Raw genomic sequence first — 15634 nt, 5'->3', positions numbered from 1 at the left:
CCCTACCGCGAGGCTGGGACAATGGCGGGCTTATGGCAAAGCAACGGATCGTGGTGGGACTGAGCGGCGGGGTGGACTCTGCGGTCACGGCGCACCTGCTCAAGCAGCAGGGGCACGAGGTGGTCGGCATCTTCATGAAGAACTGGGAAGACGACGACGACAGCGAATACTGCTCGTCGAACATCGACTTCATCGACGCGGCCAGCGTGGCCGATGTGCTGGGCATCGAGATCGAGCACGTCAACTTCGCGGCCGACTACAAGGACCGCGTGTTCGCCGAGTTCCTGCGCGAATACAAGGCCGGCCGCACGCCCAACCCCGACGTGCTGTGCAACGCCGAGATCAAGTTCAAGGCCTTCCTCGATCACGCGATGCGGCTGGGCGCCGAGAAGATCGCCACCGGGCACTACGCGCGCGTGCGGCTGAACGAGGCCACCGGCAGGCACGAACTGCTGAAGGGGCTCGACGCGTCGAAAGACCAGAGCTACTTCCTGCATCGCCTGAACCAGGCGCAGCTGTCGAAGACGCTGTTCCCGGTCGGCGAGCTGCACAAGACCGAGGTGCGCCGCATCGCCGAACAGATCGGCCTGCCGAACGCGAAGAAGAAGGACTCGACCGGCATCTGCTTCATCGGCGAGCGGCCGTTCCGCGACTTCCTGAACCGCTACATCTCGAAGGAGCCGGGCCCGATCAAGGACGACCGGGGCCGCAAGCTGGGCGAGCACCAGGGGCTGAGCTTCTACACGCTGGGCCAGCGGCAGGGGCTGGGCATCGGCGGCGTCAAGGAGAAGGGCGCGCAGCGCGGCTCGGGCGACCATTCGCCCTGGTTCGTGGCGCGCAAGGACGTCGAGAAGAACACACTCTGGGTGGTGCAGGGCCACGACCATCCGTGGCTGCTGTCGTCGGAACTGAAGGCCGACGATGCAAGCTGGGTGGCAGGCGAAGCGCCTGTGCCGGGCGCCTACGGATCGAAGGCGCGCTACCGGCAGGTCGATGCGGCCTGCGACATGGGCGCCGGCGAGACGGGTGGCGCCCAGGGGTTCAGCCTGCGCTTCGGCGAGCCGCAATGGGCGGTCACGCCGGGGCAGTCGGCGGTGCTCTACGACGGCGAGCGCTGCCTGGGGGGCGGTGTCATCGTTTGACCGCTGGCGGTGCCGAGCGCACCGATTCGTCGATGTGGACCATCTCGAGCGGATAGCGCTTGCCGGCCAGGTAGTCCTCGATGCATTGCAGCAGCAACGGGCTGCGATGCCGCGCGACGCTGGCGCGAATCTCGGCGAGCGTCATCCAGACGGTGCGCACGATGCCTTCGTCGAGTGCGCGGCCTTCTTCTTGCGCGCCGAGCGTGCCGGTGAAGGCGAAGCGCATGTAAGTCACGTCTTCGCCTTGCTCGGCTTGCGGCCGGGCACGGGCCATGTAGATACCGATGAGCGCCGTGGGCGTGAAATGGTGGGCGGTTTCTTCAAGCGTCTCGCGCACGCAGCCCTCGGCGGGGGATTCGCCGGGGTCCAGGTGTCCGGCGGGCGTGTTGAGCCGAAGGCCGTCGGCGGCATGCTCCTCGACCAGCAGAAAACGCCCGTCTTGTTCGATCACCGCAGCCACGGTGACATTGGGCTTCCAGCGCACGGCAGCCATTGCAGGGCTACCGCAGCACGTAGCCGCTGAAGCGCCAGACGCGGTCGCTGTCGAGGTGAAAGCTCACGAGTTCACGCAGGGTGTTCTCGGGCTTGTTGGTGAAGCGGGTTTCGTATTCGACGCTGACGTACTGGCCGGCCGTGTCGCTGTCAGGGTCGGTCACCACCTGGCGGTTGATGGCCACCCAGACGCGCTGCCGCGGTGCGCCGAGCGAGGCGCGGTTGCCAGTGACCTTGCTCATGAAGTCGGCGCGCGTCGCGCGCTTGCGGGTGGCGGCGGTGGCGCCGTCCCAGAGTTCGCCGGCCCTTCCCTGGTCGATCATCTGGATCGCCTGCATGCCGCCTCGAACCATGTCGCTGGGCTCGACGTCCTGGGCGGCGGCAGGGCCGAACCAACTCCAAAGCAGCGCGGCGGCGAGCAGAAACCGGATCATTCGGGGCATTCGTCTTGTTCCTTGTGAGGGGAGGTCGCGGGGTGCCCGATGAATGGTCTCCGGGCGGCAGAACCGTTGGAGACTTTAGCGCGAGGGAGATTCCCGCGAAGGCCGGGGCAGGCGGGAGGCTGCTGCGTGCCTCGGCAACGGGAGGCCTTGGTTACCGCGTACTGGTCTTGGGAAGCGCGTCCGACTCGATCGTTTCCAGCCGGTACCCCAGGCCATAGATGGCCAGCAGAAGGAAGCCGTTTGCCGGCCGCAGGTCGAGCTTGGTTCGCAGGCGCGAAATGTGGGTGTCGAGCGACCGCGACAGCGCTTCGATGCCCAGGCCCCAGACCGCCTCGTGCAGATGCTCCCGCGAAAGAAGCCGCCCGAGGTTCTGGAACAGGAAGAGCGCGAGTTCGTACTCCCGGTTCTTCAGTTCGACCGGCGCCCCCCGGACCTTCAGCACGCGCGAAGGCGGATAGAAGTGATAGGGGCCGAAGACCAGTTCGGACTCGTGCTGCGCCGGGTAGGACCGGCGCAGCAAGGCCTTGATGCGCGCTTCGAGTTCGCCCGCACGGATCGGCTTGGCCATGAAGTCGTCGGCGCCGGCATTGAGGCCTTCGACCATGTTCGCCTCGTCGCGCCGGTCGGTCACGAAAAGAATGGGAAGACGGCTCTTGAGCTCCTGCCGGATGGTCTTCACGACGTCCGGCCCGGCCATGTCGGGCAGGCTCCAGTCCAGGATGAGCAGGTCGAAGGTCTGCCGGCGCAACGCCTGCAGCAGTGTTCGTCCTTCGGTGTACAGGTGGCACTCGTGTCCGAGTCCCACCATGGTTTGATTGATCAGCTTGAGCTGATCCGGGCCAGCGTCCAGTACGGCAATTCGCATTCCATCCCCTTTTCCTCCCTGCGCCAGCCTCGTTGAGCCGACGATCTGCCTGAAGTGTATCTATCTGCGACTGGCGTAAGAAATGTGAATTGCAACTAATGCACGCTAATCCAGTTTTTCAAGGAAGTAGTGCGGACAATTGGCGTCAGTTGAATACAAATGAAGATTTTCTTGGGCAAGATTGAGTGAGGTGTCACCAACAATTGAGTGCTGGACAAGCGGTGCCACAGTCGATCTCACCAGGGCATCGTGAAGATCGCGATCCGCACCCGCATGAAGGGCGGCATCCTCGATTCGCTATGAATTAGATAGCTAAGACCGCAGCATCCACCGGCACTCCCGGGTAAGGGCGACGGGGCATTTTGGCGACAGCAAGCGTCTGTAATCTTGCTGTAAGCTCTGCCCGCATTCCGTGTGCCCCCTTGCCCTGAGGAGATCTCTATGCTGATAGGCGTGCCTGCCGAGACACTGGCTGGCGAAACCCGAGTGGCCGTTACACCTGAAACGGTGAAGAAACTTTCGGCCTCAGGACACACCGTTCGCGTGCAGTCGGGCGCCGGCGTCGCAGCCAGCGTCACCGATGCCGCCTACCAGGCCGCAGGGGCAGAGATCACCGACCAGGCGGGCGCCTTCGGTGCCGACATGGTCCTCAAGGTGCGCACGCCCACCGATGCGGAAGCCGCGCTGCTCAAATCCGGCGCCGTCGTCATCGGCATGCTCAATCCTTTCGATGCCAGCGGGCTGCAACGCCTGGCGTCGGCCGGCGTCGTCGGCTTCGCCCTCGAAGCCGCGCCGCGCACCACGCGCGCGCAGAGCATGGACGTGCTCTCTTCGCAAGCCAACATCGCCGGCTACAAGGCCGTGATGATCGCGGCCGACCAATACCAGCGTTTCTTCCCGATGCTCATGACGGCGGCCGGCACGGTGAAGGCCGCACGCGTCGTCATCCTCGGCGTTGGCGTGGCCGGCCTGCAGGCCATTGCGACGGCCAAGCGGCTGGGCGCTGTCATCGAGGCCTCCGACGTGCGCCCCAGCGTCAAGGAACAGATCGAATCGCTCGGCGGCAAGTTCATCGAGGTGTCCTACGACACCGATGAAGAGAAAGAAGCCGCCGTCGGTGTCGGCGGTTATGCCAAGCCGATGCCCCCGAGCTGGCTTGCGCGCCAGCAGGTCGAAGTCGCCAAGCGCGTGGCGCTGGCCGACATCGTCATCAGCACCGCGCTCATTCCGGGCCGTGCCGCGCCGACGCTCATCACCGAGGACATGGTCAAGGCCATGAAGCCGGGCTCGGTGATCGTCGACATTGCCGCCGGCAAGGGCCCCGATGGCGTGGGCGGCAACTGCCCGCTGTCGGAAGCCGACAAGACCGTGGTCAAGCATGGCGTGACCATCGTGGGCGAGACCAATCTCGCGGCGCTCGTGGCGGCCGACGCGTCGGCGCTCTACGCGCGCAACGTGCTCGACTTTCTCAAGCTGATCGTCACCAAGGAGGGCGCGCTGAAGATCGATCTCGAGGACGACATCGTCGCTGCCTGCCGCGTCACGCAAGACGGCCAGGTCACCCGGAAATAAGCGAAAACGCGAGGAGAACAAGCGCCATGGATCCCGTTTCCCATACCGTCATCAACCTGATCATCTTCGTGCTGGCGATCTACGTCGGCTACCACGTGGTCTGGACCGTCACCCCCGCGCTGCACACGCCGCTGATGGCGGTGACCAACGCGATCTCTGCCATCGTCATCGTGGGCGCCATGCTGGCGGCCGCACTCACCACCACGCCGCTGGGCAAGACCATGGGCGTGCTGGCCGTGGCGCTGGCGGCGGTGAACGTCTTCGGTGGCTTCCTGGTCACCCGCCGCATGCTGGAGATGTTCAAGAAGAAAGAGAAGAAGGCCGCACCAGGCGCCGCAAAGGCAGAAGAGGGAGCCGCCAAGTGAGCATGAACCTCGTCACGCTGCTGTACCTCGTTGCCAGCGTCTGCTTCATCCAGGCCCTGAAGGGCCTGTCCCATCCCACCACCTCGATCCGCGGCAACATCTTTGGCATGACCGGCATGGCGATCGCCGTGCTGACGACCATCGCGCTGATCCACGGGTTGACGCGTTCGCTCAACGTCGACTTCGGTACCGGCATCGCCTGGGTGCTGGCTGCTGTGGTCGTCGGCGGTGGCCTGGGCGCCTTCATGGCCAACAAGGTCGAGATGACCAAGATGCCCGAGCTGGTCGCCTTCATGCACAGCATGATCGGCCTGGCCGCGGTGTTCATCGGCGTGGCTGCCGTGGCCGAGCCTTGGGCCTTCGGCATCACGGCCGCGCCCGTGGCCGCGCTGATCGGTGCCGCCACGCCCGATGGCGCGCTCGTCCTCGACGGCTTCGTGCGCTACGGCATTCCCTACGGCAACCGGCTCGAGCTGTTCCTGGGTGCGGCCATCGGCGCCATCACCTTCAGCGGCTCGGTCATCGCCTTCGGCAAGCTGTCTGGCAAGTACAAGTTCCGCCTGTTCCAGGGTGCGCCGGTGCAGTTCAAGGGCCAGCACATGCTGAACCTGGTGCTGGGCCTCTTGACCATCGCGCTGGGCCTGCTGTTCGTGGCCACCGAAAACTGGGGCGCGTTCTTCGCGATGCTGGCGCTGGCCTTCGTGATGGGCGTGCTCATCATCATCCCGATCGGCGGCGCCGACATGCCGGTGGTGGTGTCGATGCTCAACAGCTACTCGGGCTGGGCGGCGGCGGGCATCGGCTTCAGCCTGAACAACGCGATGCTGATCGTGGCCGGTTCGCTGGTGGGCTCCTCGGGTGCGATCCTGAGCTACATCATGTGCAAGGCCATGAACCGCTCGTTCTTCAACGTGATCCTGGGCGGCTTCGGTGGCGAAGCCGCCAGCGCCGGCGGCGCGGCGAAGGAACAGCGCCCGGTGAAGACCGGCAGCGCCGACGACGCGGCCTTCGTGCTCGGCAATGCAGAGACGGTCGTCATCGTGCCGGGCTACGGCCTTGCCGTGGCACGCGCGCAGCATGCGGTGAAGGAGCTGGCGCAAAAGCTCACCGACAAGGGCATCACCGTCAAGTACGCCATCCACCCGGTGGCGGGCCGCATGCCCGGCCACATGAACGTGCTGCTGGCCGAAGCCGAAGTGCCCTACGACCAGGTGTTCGAGATGGAAGACATCAACGGCGAGTTCGGCCAGGCCGACGTGGCGATCATCCTGGGCGCCAACGACGTGGTGAACCCGGCCGCCCACACCAAGGGCAGCCCGATCTACGGCATGCCCATTCTTGAGGCCTACAAGGCCAAGACCGTGATCGTGAACAAGCGCTCCATGGCCGCGGGTTATGCGGGCCTGGACAACGAGCTCTTCTACATGGACAAGACCATGATGGTTTTTGGCGATGCCAAGAAAGTAGTAGAAGATATGGGCAAGGCCATCGAATAGGCCGAAGGTCCATGCCCGCGATGCGGGCGAGTTCCTGGCGGCGCCACTTCGTGCGCCGTTTTCGTTTTCAACTGTCCGACTCCCGGAGGAGACAAAACCAATGACCGACCGTCCCTGGCTCAGCAGCTACCCGCAGGGTGTGCCCGCCGATATCGATGCTTCGCAGTACCCCTCGCTGGTCGCGCTCATGGAAGAGAGCTTCACGAAGTACGCCGACCGCACGGCCTACAGCTTCATGGGCAAGGACATCAGCTACGCCGAGACCGACAAGCAGAGCCGCGCCTTCGCGGGCTATCTGCAGGGGCTCGGCCTGGTCAAGGGCGACCGCGTGGCCGCGATGATGCCCAACTGCCCGCAGTACCCGATCGCGGTCGCGGGCATCTTGCGCGCCGGCCTGATCCTGGTCAACGTGAACCCGCTGTACACGCCGCGCGAACTCGAGCACCAGCTCAAGGACTCGGGCGCCAAGACCATCATCATCATGGAGAACTTCGGCACGACGCTGCAGCAATGCATCGCGGCCACGCCGATCAAGCACATCGTGCTGGCCTCCATGGGCGACCGCCTGGGCTTTCTCAAGGGCGCGCTCGTCAACTACGTGGTGCGCAACGTCAAGAAGCTGGTGCCGCACTTCAGCCTGCCGGGCGCGGTGCGCTTCAATGATGCGCTCGACAAGGGCGCCAGCCGCGCGCCGCAGCCCGTGGCCATCGGCCCCGACGACGTGGCCGTGCTGCAGTACACCGGCGGCACCACGGGCGTGTCGAAGGGCGCGGTGCTGCTGCATCGCAACGTGATCGCCAACGTGCTGCAGTCCGAGGCATGGAACGCACCGGCCATGGAGAAGGTGCCCGCCAACGAACAGCCCACCAGCGTGTGCGCGCTGCCGCTGTATCACATCTTCGCGTTCACGGTCGGCATGATGCTGAACATGCGCACGGGCGGCAAGCTGATCCTGATTCCGAATCCGCGCGACATCGCGGGCGTGCTCAAGGAACTGTCGAAGCACACCATCCACAGCTTCCCGGCCGTCAACACGCTGTTCAACGGCCTGGCGAACCACCCCGACTTCAACACCGTCAACTGGAAGAACCTCAAGATCTCGGTCGGCGGCGGCATGGCCGTGCAGGCCGCGGTGGCCAAGCTCTGGCTCGAGAAAACCGGCTGCTCGATCTGCGAGGGCTACGGCCTGTCGGAGACCTCGCCGTCGACCACCTGCAACCCGACCAACAGCACCGCCTACACCGGCACCATCGGCCTGCCGCTGCCGAACACCTGGCTCAAGCTGCTCGACGACGAAGGCAACGAAGTGCCCGTGGGCGAGCGCGGCGAAATCGCGATCAAGGGTCCGCAGGTGATGGCCGGCTACTGGCAGCGCCCCGACGAGACCGCGAAGGTCATGACGCCCGACGGCTACTTCAAGAGCGGCGACATCGGCGTGGTCGACGAGCGCGGCTACTTCAAGGTGGTCGACCGCAAGAAGGACATGATCCTGGTGTCGGGCTTCAACGTGTACCCGAACGAGATCGAAGACGTGGTGGCACTGATTCCGGGCGTGCTCGAATGCGCGGCGGTCGGTGTGCCCGACGAGAAGACCGGCGAGGCCGTGAAGCTCGTGATCGTCAAGAAAGACCCGTCGCTCACAGAGGCCCAAGTGCGCGAATATTGCAGAGCAAACCTAACGGGTTACAAGCAGCCGCGAATCGTAGAGTTTCGTACGGACATGCCGAAGACACCGGTCGGCAAGATCCTTCGCCGCGAGTTGCGAGACGCGAAGAAGTAAGGGTTCGGCCCGGGTAGGGCCACGGCATCGATCTTGCATATTCGCGGGTCGATGTTTCGATTCATTCTTACCCGTGTGAGCCTGTTGGTGCCGACCTTCATCGGCATGACATTGCTCGCCTTCTTCCTCATCCGGCTCGTGCCGGGTGATCCCATAGAAACCATGGCCGGCGAGCGCGGGATCGATCCCGCGCGCCATGCCGAACTGCGCACCGCCTACGGCTTCGACAAGCCCGTGATCGTGCAGTACGGCATCTACATCGGCCGCGTGCTGCACGGCGACCTCGGCAAGTCGCTCATCACGCAAGACACGGTGATGAGCGAGTTCCTCGCCCTCTTCCCGGCCACTGTCGAGCTCGCGGTGTGCGCCATTCTTTTTGCGCTGCTGCTCGGCCTGCCGGCCGGCATCCTCGCGGCGGTGCGGCGCAATTCCATCTTCGACCATGGCGTCATGGCCACATCGCTCACCGGCTACTCGATGCCGATCTTCTGGTGGGGCCTGCTGCTGATCCTGTTCTTCTCGGTGCAGCTCGGATGGACGCCTGTGTCGGGGCGCATCGCGGTGCAGTACTACATCGAGCCCGACACCGGCTTCCTGCTGATCGACTCGCTGCGCGCCGGCGACACCGACGCCTTCTGGTCGGCGCTGCATCACCTGATATTGCCGGCCGTGGTGCTGGGCACCGTGCCGCTCGCCGTCATCGCGCGCATGACGCGCTCGGCCATGCTCGAGGTGCTCGGCGAAGACTACATCCGCACCGCGCGCGCCAAGGGCCTCTCGCGCTTTCGCGTGGTGGGGCTGCATGCGCTGCGCAATGCGCTGATCCCGGTCGTGACGGTCATCGGGCTGCAGGTGGGCGTGCTGTTCACCGGCGCGATCCTCACCGAAACCATCTTCTCCTGGCCCGGCGTCGGCAAGTGGCTCATCGAGGCCATCGGCCGGCGCGACTATCCGGTGCTGCAGGGCGGCATGCTGCTGCTCGGTGCCATCGTGATGATGGTCAACCTGCTCGTCGACGTGGCTTACGGCGTCATCAACCCCCGCATCCGGCGCTGAACGCATGGCGACCACACAAATCATTTCTCCCGGCGCAAGCCCCGCACCGCCCGGCCCTTGGCGCGAGTTCTGGACGGCCTTCTCGGCCAACCGCGGCGCGGTCATCGGGCTGGCCATCATCGTCCTGCTGCTACTCGTCGCGCTGTTCGCGCCATGGATCGCGCCGCACGCGCCGAACGAAACCAACAGCGCCGTCTTCCTGCAGCCGCCGGCGTGGCAACAGGGCGGCAGCGTCAGCTACCTGCTGGGCACCGACGCGATCGGGCGCGACATTCTTTCGCGCCTCATGCATGGCGCACGGCTCTCGCTGTCGATCGGTGTCGCGGTGGTCGCGCTGTCGGTGGTCGCGGGCGTGGTGCTCGGCCTCATCGCGGGGTTTTTCCGCGGCATGCTCGAGATCGCGATCATGCGGCTCATGGACATCGTGCTCACGCTGCCGAGCCTGCTGCTCGCCATCGTGATCGTCGCGATCCTCGGACCGGGCCTCGTCAACGCGATGCTCGCGGTGGCGATCGTGGTGCTGCCGCATTACGTGCGCATCACGCGCGCCGCCGTCATCGCCGAGGTCTCGCGCGACTACGTGACCGCCGCGCGCGTCAGCGGCGCCGGCACGCTGCGCCTGATGTTCCGCGAGGTGCTGCCCAACTGCGCCGCGCCGCTGATCGTGCAGGCCTCGCTCGGCATCTCGACCGCCATCCTCGATGCGGCTGCGCTCGGCTTTCTCGGCCTCGGCGCGCAGCCGCCGTCGCCCGAATGGGGAACGATGCTGGCCGATGCGCGCGAGTTCGTGCTGCGCGCGTGGTGGGTCGTCACCTTCCCCGGCCTTGCGATTCTCATGGCCGTGCTGGCCTTCAACCTGCTGGGCGACGGGCTGCGCGACGCGCTCGACCCGAAGCTGAAACGATGAAAAGTATCGATTTCCTCATTCCAGGGATACCGCGGAACCGGCTTTGCCGGGCCGCCGGTATCGACCCCTGCGAGGGGGTTGGCGTAGCGACACGAAGTGCGCGAAGACTGGGGGAGAGATGAGCCTTCTGGACATCAAGGACTTGCACGTCGAGTTCCCCACACAGGGCGGCGTGCTGCATGCTGTCGATGGCGTGAGCCTCAGGCTCGAAGAGGGCGAAGTGCTCGGCATCGTCGGCGAATCGGGCTCGGGCAAGAGCGTCACGATGATGGCGCTGATGGGCCTCGTCGGTTTTCCCGGCCGGGTGCGCGCGGACCACATGCGCTTCGCGGGCAAGGAGCTGCTCGGCATCTCCGACAAGGTGCGCCGCTCGCTGGTCGGCAAGGAGGTCGCGATGATCTTCCAGGAGCCGACCACGAGCCTCAACCCCTGCTTCACCATCGGCTTCCAGCTCATGGAAACGCTGCGGCTGCACCTGAAGCTCGACAAGCGCGATGCGAAGCGGCGCGCGACCGAGCTGCTCGAACAGGTCGGCATTCCGGCCGCGTCGTCGCGCCTGGGCAGCTACCCGCACCAGCTCTCGGGCGGCATGAACCAGCGCGTGATGATCGCGATGGCCATCGCCTGCAACCCGCGCCTGCTGATCGCCGATGAGCCGACCACCGCGCTCGACGTCACCATCCAGGCGCAGATCCTCGACCTGCTGCGCGACCTGCAGAAAGAGCGCGGCATGGCGCTCGTGCTCATCACGCACAACATGGGCGTGGTCAGCGAGATGGCGCAGCGCATTGCCGTGATGTACGCGGGGCAGCTGATGGAGCAGCAGCGCGTCGACCGCCTCTTCGCTTCGCCGCAGCATCCCTACACCGAGGCGCTGCTCGCGGCGCTGCCCGAACGCGCCGCGCCCGAGGGGCGGCTCGCCACCATCAGCGGCATGGTGCCGGGCGTGCACGACCGGCCCGCCGGTTGCCTGTTCGCGCCGCGTTGCGCCTACGTCACCGAGCGCGCCTGCCATGTACGGCCGGCGCTGCGCGAGTGGCAAGAGGCCGAGGTGCGTTGCCACTTCCCGCTCGGCGAACCGGGGCGGTTGGCGGCCATCGAGAACGACAGGCCGCGCCAGTCGGTTGCCGAGGCCGTGCAATGAGCGAAGTGACGAGCAACGTCGTGGTGGAGGCACGCAACCTCCAGCGCACTTATGAAATCCGGCGCGGGCTGTTCCGCGCGCCTTCGCAGTTGCGCGCGGTGGGCGACATCTCCTTTCGCATCGAGCGCGGCCGCACGCTGGCCGTGGTCGGCGAGTCGGGGTGCGGCAAGTCGACGCTGGCGCGGATGATCGCGCTGATCGAGAAGCCGACGGCGGGGCAGCTCACGTTGGTCGGCGCCGACGCGGTGGATCAGGCGGCGGAGCAGAAGCGCGAGCTGCGCCAGGCCGTGCAACTGGTGTTCCAGAACCCCTATGGCTCGCTCAATCCGCGCAAGAAGATCTCGGCGGTGCTCGAAGACCCGCTCGCGATCAACACCGCGCTGGGCAAGCCGGAGCGCGCCGCGAAGGCCCGCGAGATGCTCGTGCGCGTGGGCCTGCGGCCCGAGTACGCCAACCGCTATCCGCACATGTTCTCGGGCGGCCAGCGCCAGCGCATCGCGATCGCACGCGCGCTCATGTTGTCGCCGCGCCTGCTCGTGGCCGACGAGCCCGTGTCGGCGCTCGACGTGTCGATCCAGGCGCAGGTGCTGAACCTGCTGAGCGACCTGCAGGCCGAGCTGGGCCTTGCGTACCTTTTCATCTCGCACGACCTCGGCGTGGTGCGCCACATCGCGCACGACGTGCTGGTGATGTACCTGGGCCATGCGGTGGAGCAGGGGCCCAAGTCGCGCATCTTCGCGCGGCCGCTGCATCCCTACACGCAGGCGCTGCTGGCCTCGACGCCCGGCCTCAGCAGCCAGCGCATCGTGCTCAAGGGCGAGCTGCCGTCGCCGCTGAATCCGCCCTCGGGCTGTGTCTTCAGCACGCGCTGCCCGCACGTGGCGCCGCGTTGCCGCGAAGAGCGTCCGCTGCCGCGCTTGCTCGACGAGCGGCTGGTGGCCTGCCACTTTTCGGAGAAGTTCCTCGACGGTGCGGCCCCGGTCCGCGCCGATGTTCCTTCGCCCGCCATCTCGATGGCGACGAATCCCTAGCAACCTGCTTTTTCAACCGTGTCCCAAGGAGTCCACATGAAGACCCAGCCCACCGTTTCGCGCCGCTCACGAAAGCTGGCGCTTCTGGCACCGACAGCGCTTGCGGCCCTTACCCTGGCCTGTGGCGTCGTGTCTGCCAAGACGCTGGTGTATTGCGCAGAAGGCAGCCCGGAGAATTTCTATCCGGGCATGAACACCACCGGCACTTCGTTCGACGTGACCACGCAGGTCTACAACACCATCGTCGAGTTCGAGCGCGGCGGCACCAAGGTCGTGCCGGGCCTGGCCGAGAAGTGGGACATCTCGCCCGACGGCACGGTCTACACCTTCCACCTGCGCAAGGGCGTGAAGTGGCACACCACCAGCAAGAGCTTCAAGCCCACGCGCGACTTCAACGCCGACGACTTCATCTTCATGATCGAGCGGCAGTGGAAAGAGAGCGACCCCTACTTCAAGGTCACGAGCCAGAACCACTCGTACTTCAATGACATGGGCATGCCCAAGCTGCTGAAGTCGGTGGACCGCATCGACGACTACACCGTCAAGATCACGCTCAACCAGGCCGAGGCGCCGTTCCTTGCGAACCTGGCGATGCAGTACGCGGGCATCCAGTCGAAGGAATACGCCATTGCCATGCTGAAGGCCGGCACGCCCGAGAAGGTCGACCAGGACCCGATCGGCACCGGCCCGTTCTACCTCGTGCAATACCAGAAGGACGCGATCATCCGCTTCAAGGCCTTCCCGCAGTACTGGGGCGGCAAGGCCAAGATCGACGACCTCGTGTTCGCGATCACGCCCGATGCGTCGGTGCGCTGGGCCAAGCTGCAAAAGGGCGAATGCCACGTCATGCCGTACCCGAACCCGGCCGACCTCGACGCGATCCGCAAGGACCCGAACGTGCAGCTGCTGGAGCAGCCCGGCCTGAACGTGGGCTACCTGTCGTTCAACACCACGAAGAAGCCCTTCGACGACGTGCGCGTGCGCAAGGCCATCAGCATGGCGATCAACAAGAAGGCCATCATCGACGGCGTGTACCTGTCGACCGGCGTGGCCGCGAAGAACCCGATTCCGCCGAGCATGTGGTCCTACAACGACGCGGTGAAAGACGACCCGTACGACCCCGAGGCCGCCAAGAAGCTGCTGGCGCAGGCCGGCTTTCCCGATGGCTTCACCACCGACCTGTGGGCCATGCCCGTGCAGCGTCCGTACAACCCGAACGCCAAGCGCATCGCCGAGCTGATGCAGGCCGACCTGGCCAAGATCAACGTGAAGGCCGAGATCAAGAGCTTCGAGTGGGGCGAGTACCGCAAGCGCCTGCAGGCTGGCGAACACCAGATGGGCATGATGGGCTGGACCGGCGACAACGGCGACCCGGACAACTTCCTCTACACGCTGCTGGGCTGCGCCTCGGCCAAGTCGGCCAGCGGCAGCAACGTGTCGAAGTTCTGCTACCAGCCGTATGAAGACCTCGTGGTGAAGGCCAAGAGCACGACCAAGCAGGCCGACCGCGACGCGCTGTACAAGAAGGCGCAAGTCATCTTCAAGGAGCAGGCGCCGTGGTTCACCATCGCGCACGCGGTGCAGCTGAAGCCGGTGCGCAAGGAAGTGGTCGACTTCAAGCTGAGCCCCTTCGGCCGCCACACCTTCTACGGCGTGGACATGAAGTGATGGACGTGGCCGCATGAGCGGTGCCGCACCGGTCGCCATCGTGGCGGCGATGCACGAGGAACTGAGCGCGCTGCTCGCAAAGATGCCTGACGAGCAGCGCGTCCGGGTTGCCGGGCGCGACTTCTGGGTGGGGCATCTGCAAGGCCAGCCGGTGGTGGCGGTGCTGTCGCGCATCGGCAAGGTCGCGGCGGCGGTCACGGCCACGGTGCTGCTGGAGCGCTTCGGCGTGCGCGCGATCGTGTTCACCGGCGTGGCGGGCGGACTGGCGCCGGGCGTGAACGTCGGCGACGTGGTCGTGGCAACCGAGCTGCTGCAGCACGACATGGACGCCTCGCCGCTCTTTCCGAAGTACGAGATTCCGCTGATGGGCATGGCGCGCTTTCCGGCCGACGCGGCCATCGGCAACGCGCTGTCGGCAGTGGCAGCCGATGTGTTGCGCGACCCGGTGGCCTTGGTCGGCCAGCAAGCCGCCGACGAATTCAGCCTTCGGCAGCCCAGGGTGCACCGCGGCCTGCTGGTGAGCGGTGACCGCTTCGTATCGACCACGGCAGAGAGCGCGGCCTTGCAGCGCGATCTGCCCGATGCGCTCGCGGTCGAGATGGAAGGCGCGGCAATGGCGCAGGTGTGCCACGACTACGGCGTGCCTTTCGCCGCGATGCGGACGATTTCGGATCGGGCCGACGATGCCGCGCATGGCGACTTCGCGCGCTTCGTGGCGGAGGTCGCGAGCCGCTACAGCCTTGCGCTGGTGGGCACGTGGCTTGCCACGGGCGGCACCGCCGCCTGAGAAGGCGGCGTCAGTTTCGCCACTGCGCAAGCCGGCGCAGCGGGAGGTCGCGAAGCAGCGGCGGGATCGACAGCGCCAGCAGCAAGGCCGCCAGCGGAACCACGCAGATGAAGCCGACGTACTTGAAGCCGAGCGCGCCCACGGCCCCGCCGAGCACGAACATGCCGACCAGCCCTGCGGCCCTGCGCAGTCGGCCGCGATCGTGGCGCACCGCCGTCTGCGACGACGCAGTTGCGCGCCGGTTCCAGTAGAGCATCTTGCCCAGCTCGATTCCCATGTCGGTGATGTTGCCGGTCATGTGGGTCGTGCGGATGCTGCCGCCCGAGGTCTTCGACGCCACCGCGTTCTGCAGGCCCATGATGAACGACAGCAGCAGCACGGTGAGCGGCACCGCGAACGGCGTGGCCCAGGTCAGGGTGATGGCGCCCATGAGCCCGAACGGAAACATCAGCGCCGCTTCGAGCACGAGGGGCAGGGCGTAGACGCCGTGCAGGCGATGCTGCCGGCCCCAGTTAACCAGCACGGCGCAGGCCGCGGCGCCAGTCAGGAACGCGAGGATCGCGCCCAGCGCGTTCAGCAACAGCGTGACATTGCCCAGCACCATGCCGTCGGCCAGCTGCGAGGCGAAGCCGGTCATGTGCGAGGTGTACATGTGCAGCACGAGGAAGCCGCCTGCGTTGACGGCGCCCGCGTTGAACGCCAGCAGAAGGCCGAGCGCGCTGTTGGTGGACGGCGCGCGATGGCGGTTGGTGAGGAAGCGAAGTCTGCGCACGGGCTCTCCGGTGGCGCCGGCCGGCTGGCGCCTGCTGTGAGCGACTCTAGCACCCGGTATCCGGCCGCCCTCCGGCCCCCGCGCGCCGTGGCCGCGCGGCAGCGTGTGCGTTGC

At 66.1% G+C, this 15634-nt stretch carries 15 protein-coding genes; 11 read left to right on the top strand and 4 right to left on the bottom strand.

The features are described 5' to 3' along the window. Window positions 1-32 precede the first annotated feature (32 nt). A complete protein-coding gene (gene mnmA / locus ACGLHS_RS26260) occupies window positions 33-1142 on the top strand; it encodes a tRNA 2-thiouridine(34) synthase MnmA (RefSeq protein WP_394484558.1) in 1110 nt (369 codons plus the stop codon). Here the strand turns inward: mnmA and ACGLHS_RS26255 are convergent. The 3 genes from ACGLHS_RS26255 to ACGLHS_RS26245 form a co-directional block, all read right to left on the bottom strand. Beyond that, entirely contained in the window at window positions 1132-1635 is a 504-nt protein-coding gene (locus tag ACGLHS_RS26255; protein WP_394484556.1) for an NUDIX hydrolase, read from the bottom strand. The genes mnmA and ACGLHS_RS26255 overlap by 11 nt on opposite strands. A gap of 7 nt (window positions 1636-1642) precedes the next feature. Beyond that, entirely contained in the window at window positions 1643-2077 is a 435-nt protein-coding gene (locus ACGLHS_RS26250; protein ID WP_394484554.1) for a DUF4019 domain-containing protein, read from the bottom strand. A 151-nt stretch (window positions 2078-2228) separates the two neighbouring features. Continuing rightward, window positions 2229-2942, bottom strand: a complete 714-nt coding sequence (locus tag ACGLHS_RS26245) for a response regulator transcription factor (RefSeq protein ID WP_394484552.1) — start codon at window positions 2940-2942, stop codon at window positions 2229-2231. Between the two features lie 441 nt (window positions 2943-3383). Between ACGLHS_RS26245 and ACGLHS_RS26240 the strand changes: the two genes are divergently transcribed. The 10 genes from ACGLHS_RS26240 to ACGLHS_RS26195 all read left to right on the top strand — a co-directional run bounded on the left by ACGLHS_RS26240 (window position 3384) and on the right by ACGLHS_RS26195 (window position 14748). Then, entirely contained in the window at window positions 3384-4514 is a 1131-nt protein-coding gene (locus tag ACGLHS_RS26240; RefSeq protein WP_394484550.1) for a Re/Si-specific NAD(P)(+) transhydrogenase subunit alpha, read from the top strand. 26 nt (window positions 4515-4540) lie between these two features. Beyond that, window positions 4541-4879: an NAD(P) transhydrogenase subunit alpha gene (locus tag ACGLHS_RS26235; protein ID WP_093246324.1), complete on the top strand. Its 339-nt coding sequence runs from the start codon at window positions 4541-4543 to the stop codon at window positions 4877-4879. Then, window positions 4876-6375, top strand: coding sequence for an NAD(P)(+) transhydrogenase (Re/Si-specific) subunit beta (locus ACGLHS_RS26230; protein ID WP_394484548.1), 1500 nt, complete (start codon window positions 4876-4878; stop codon window positions 6373-6375). The genes ACGLHS_RS26235 and ACGLHS_RS26230 overlap by 4 nt, the downstream gene beginning before the upstream one ends. A 100-nt stretch (window positions 6376-6475) precedes the next feature. Next, window positions 6476-8155: a long-chain-fatty-acid--CoA ligase gene (locus tag ACGLHS_RS26225; RefSeq protein WP_093246322.1), complete on the top strand. Its 1680-nt coding sequence runs from the start codon at window positions 6476-6478 to the stop codon at window positions 8153-8155. 51 nt (window positions 8156-8206) lie between these two features. Then, window positions 8207-9211, top strand: a complete 1005-nt coding sequence (locus ACGLHS_RS26220) for an ABC transporter permease subunit (protein WP_093246321.1) — start codon at window positions 8207-8209, stop codon at window positions 9209-9211. 4 nt (window positions 9212-9215) lie between these two features. Further along, window positions 9216-10118 (top strand): ABC transporter permease subunit, encoded by a 903-nt coding sequence (locus ACGLHS_RS26215; protein WP_093246320.1) that lies wholly within the window; start codon window positions 9216-9218, stop codon window positions 10116-10118. Between the two features lie 118 nt (window positions 10119-10236). Next, complete coding sequence (locus tag ACGLHS_RS26210) at window positions 10237-11262, top strand: ABC transporter ATP-binding protein (protein ID WP_394484545.1); 1026 nt, start codon at window positions 10237-10239, stop codon at window positions 11260-11262. Beyond that, a complete protein-coding gene (locus ACGLHS_RS26205; RefSeq protein WP_394484543.1) occupies window positions 11259-12293 on the top strand; it encodes a dipeptide ABC transporter ATP-binding protein in 1035 nt (344 codons plus the stop codon). Before ACGLHS_RS26210 ends, ACGLHS_RS26205 begins: the two co-directional genes overlap by 4 nt. A 36-nt stretch (window positions 12294-12329) precedes the next feature. Further along, entirely contained in the window at window positions 12330-13961 is a 1632-nt protein-coding gene (locus ACGLHS_RS26200; RefSeq protein ID WP_093246317.1) for an ABC transporter substrate-binding protein, read from the top strand. Between the two features lie 13 nt (window positions 13962-13974). Further along, window positions 13975-14748 carry a 5'-methylthioadenosine/adenosylhomocysteine nucleosidase gene (locus tag ACGLHS_RS26195; protein WP_394484541.1) on the top strand — a complete coding sequence of 258 codons (774 nt, stop codon included), beginning with the start codon at window positions 13975-13977 and terminating at the stop codon, window positions 14746-14748. Window positions 14749-14758: 10 nt separating this feature from the next. Here ACGLHS_RS26195 and ACGLHS_RS26190 read toward each other — a convergent pair whose 3' ends face one another. Then, window positions 14759-15520 carry a YoaK family protein gene (locus ACGLHS_RS26190; protein ID WP_394484539.1) on the bottom strand — a complete coding sequence of 254 codons (762 nt, stop codon included), beginning with the start codon at window positions 15518-15520 and terminating at the stop codon, window positions 14759-14761. Window positions 15521-15634: the final 114 nt, after the last annotated feature.

This window comes from Variovorax sp. VaC1 (assembly GCF_043658315.1).
Taxonomy (GTDB): Bacteria; Pseudomonadota; Gammaproteobacteria; order Burkholderiales; family Burkholderiaceae_C; genus Variovorax.
Note: the sequence above shows the minus strand (reverse complement) of the source record. Positions and strands in the feature narration are given on the sequence as shown.

What these genes read in the sequence shown, in the direction of transcription:
- mnmA (WP_394484558.1), top strand. Translation starts at nt 33, where the DNA reads ATGGCAAAGCAACGGATCGTGGTGGGACTGAGCGGCGGGGTGGACTCT.
- ACGLHS_RS26255 (WP_394484556.1), bottom strand. Translation starts at nt 1,635, where the DNA reads ATGGCTGCCGTGCGCTGGAAGCCCAATGTCACCGTGGCTGCGGTGATC.
- ACGLHS_RS26250 (WP_394484554.1), bottom strand. Translation starts at nt 2,077, where the DNA reads ATGCCCCGAATGATCCGGTTTCTGCTCGCCGCCGCGCTGCTTTGGAGT.
- ACGLHS_RS26245 (WP_394484552.1), bottom strand. Translation starts at nt 2,942, where the DNA reads ATGCGAATTGCCGTACTGGACGCTGGCCCGGATCAGCTCAAGCTGATC.
- ACGLHS_RS26240 (WP_394484550.1), top strand. Translation starts at nt 3,384, where the DNA reads ATGCTGATAGGCGTGCCTGCCGAGACACTGGCTGGCGAAACCCGAGTG.
- ACGLHS_RS26235 (WP_093246324.1), top strand. Translation starts at nt 4,541, where the DNA reads ATGGATCCCGTTTCCCATACCGTCATCAACCTGATCATCTTCGTGCTG.
- ACGLHS_RS26225 (WP_093246322.1), top strand. Translation starts at nt 6,476, where the DNA reads ATGACCGACCGTCCCTGGCTCAGCAGCTACCCGCAGGGTGTGCCCGCC.
- ACGLHS_RS26220 (WP_093246321.1), top strand. Translation starts at nt 8,207, where the DNA reads ATGTTTCGATTCATTCTTACCCGTGTGAGCCTGTTGGTGCCGACCTTC.
- ACGLHS_RS26215 (WP_093246320.1), top strand. Translation starts at nt 9,216, where the DNA reads ATGGCGACCACACAAATCATTTCTCCCGGCGCAAGCCCCGCACCGCCC.
- ACGLHS_RS26210 (WP_394484545.1), top strand. Translation starts at nt 10,237, where the DNA reads ATGAGCCTTCTGGACATCAAGGACTTGCACGTCGAGTTCCCCACACAG.
- ACGLHS_RS26205 (WP_394484543.1), top strand. Translation starts at nt 11,259, where the DNA reads ATGAGCGAAGTGACGAGCAACGTCGTGGTGGAGGCACGCAACCTCCAG.
- ACGLHS_RS26200 (WP_093246317.1), top strand. Translation starts at nt 12,330, where the DNA reads ATGAAGACCCAGCCCACCGTTTCGCGCCGCTCACGAAAGCTGGCGCTT.
- ACGLHS_RS26195 (WP_394484541.1), top strand. Translation starts at nt 13,975, where the DNA reads ATGAGCGGTGCCGCACCGGTCGCCATCGTGGCGGCGATGCACGAGGAA.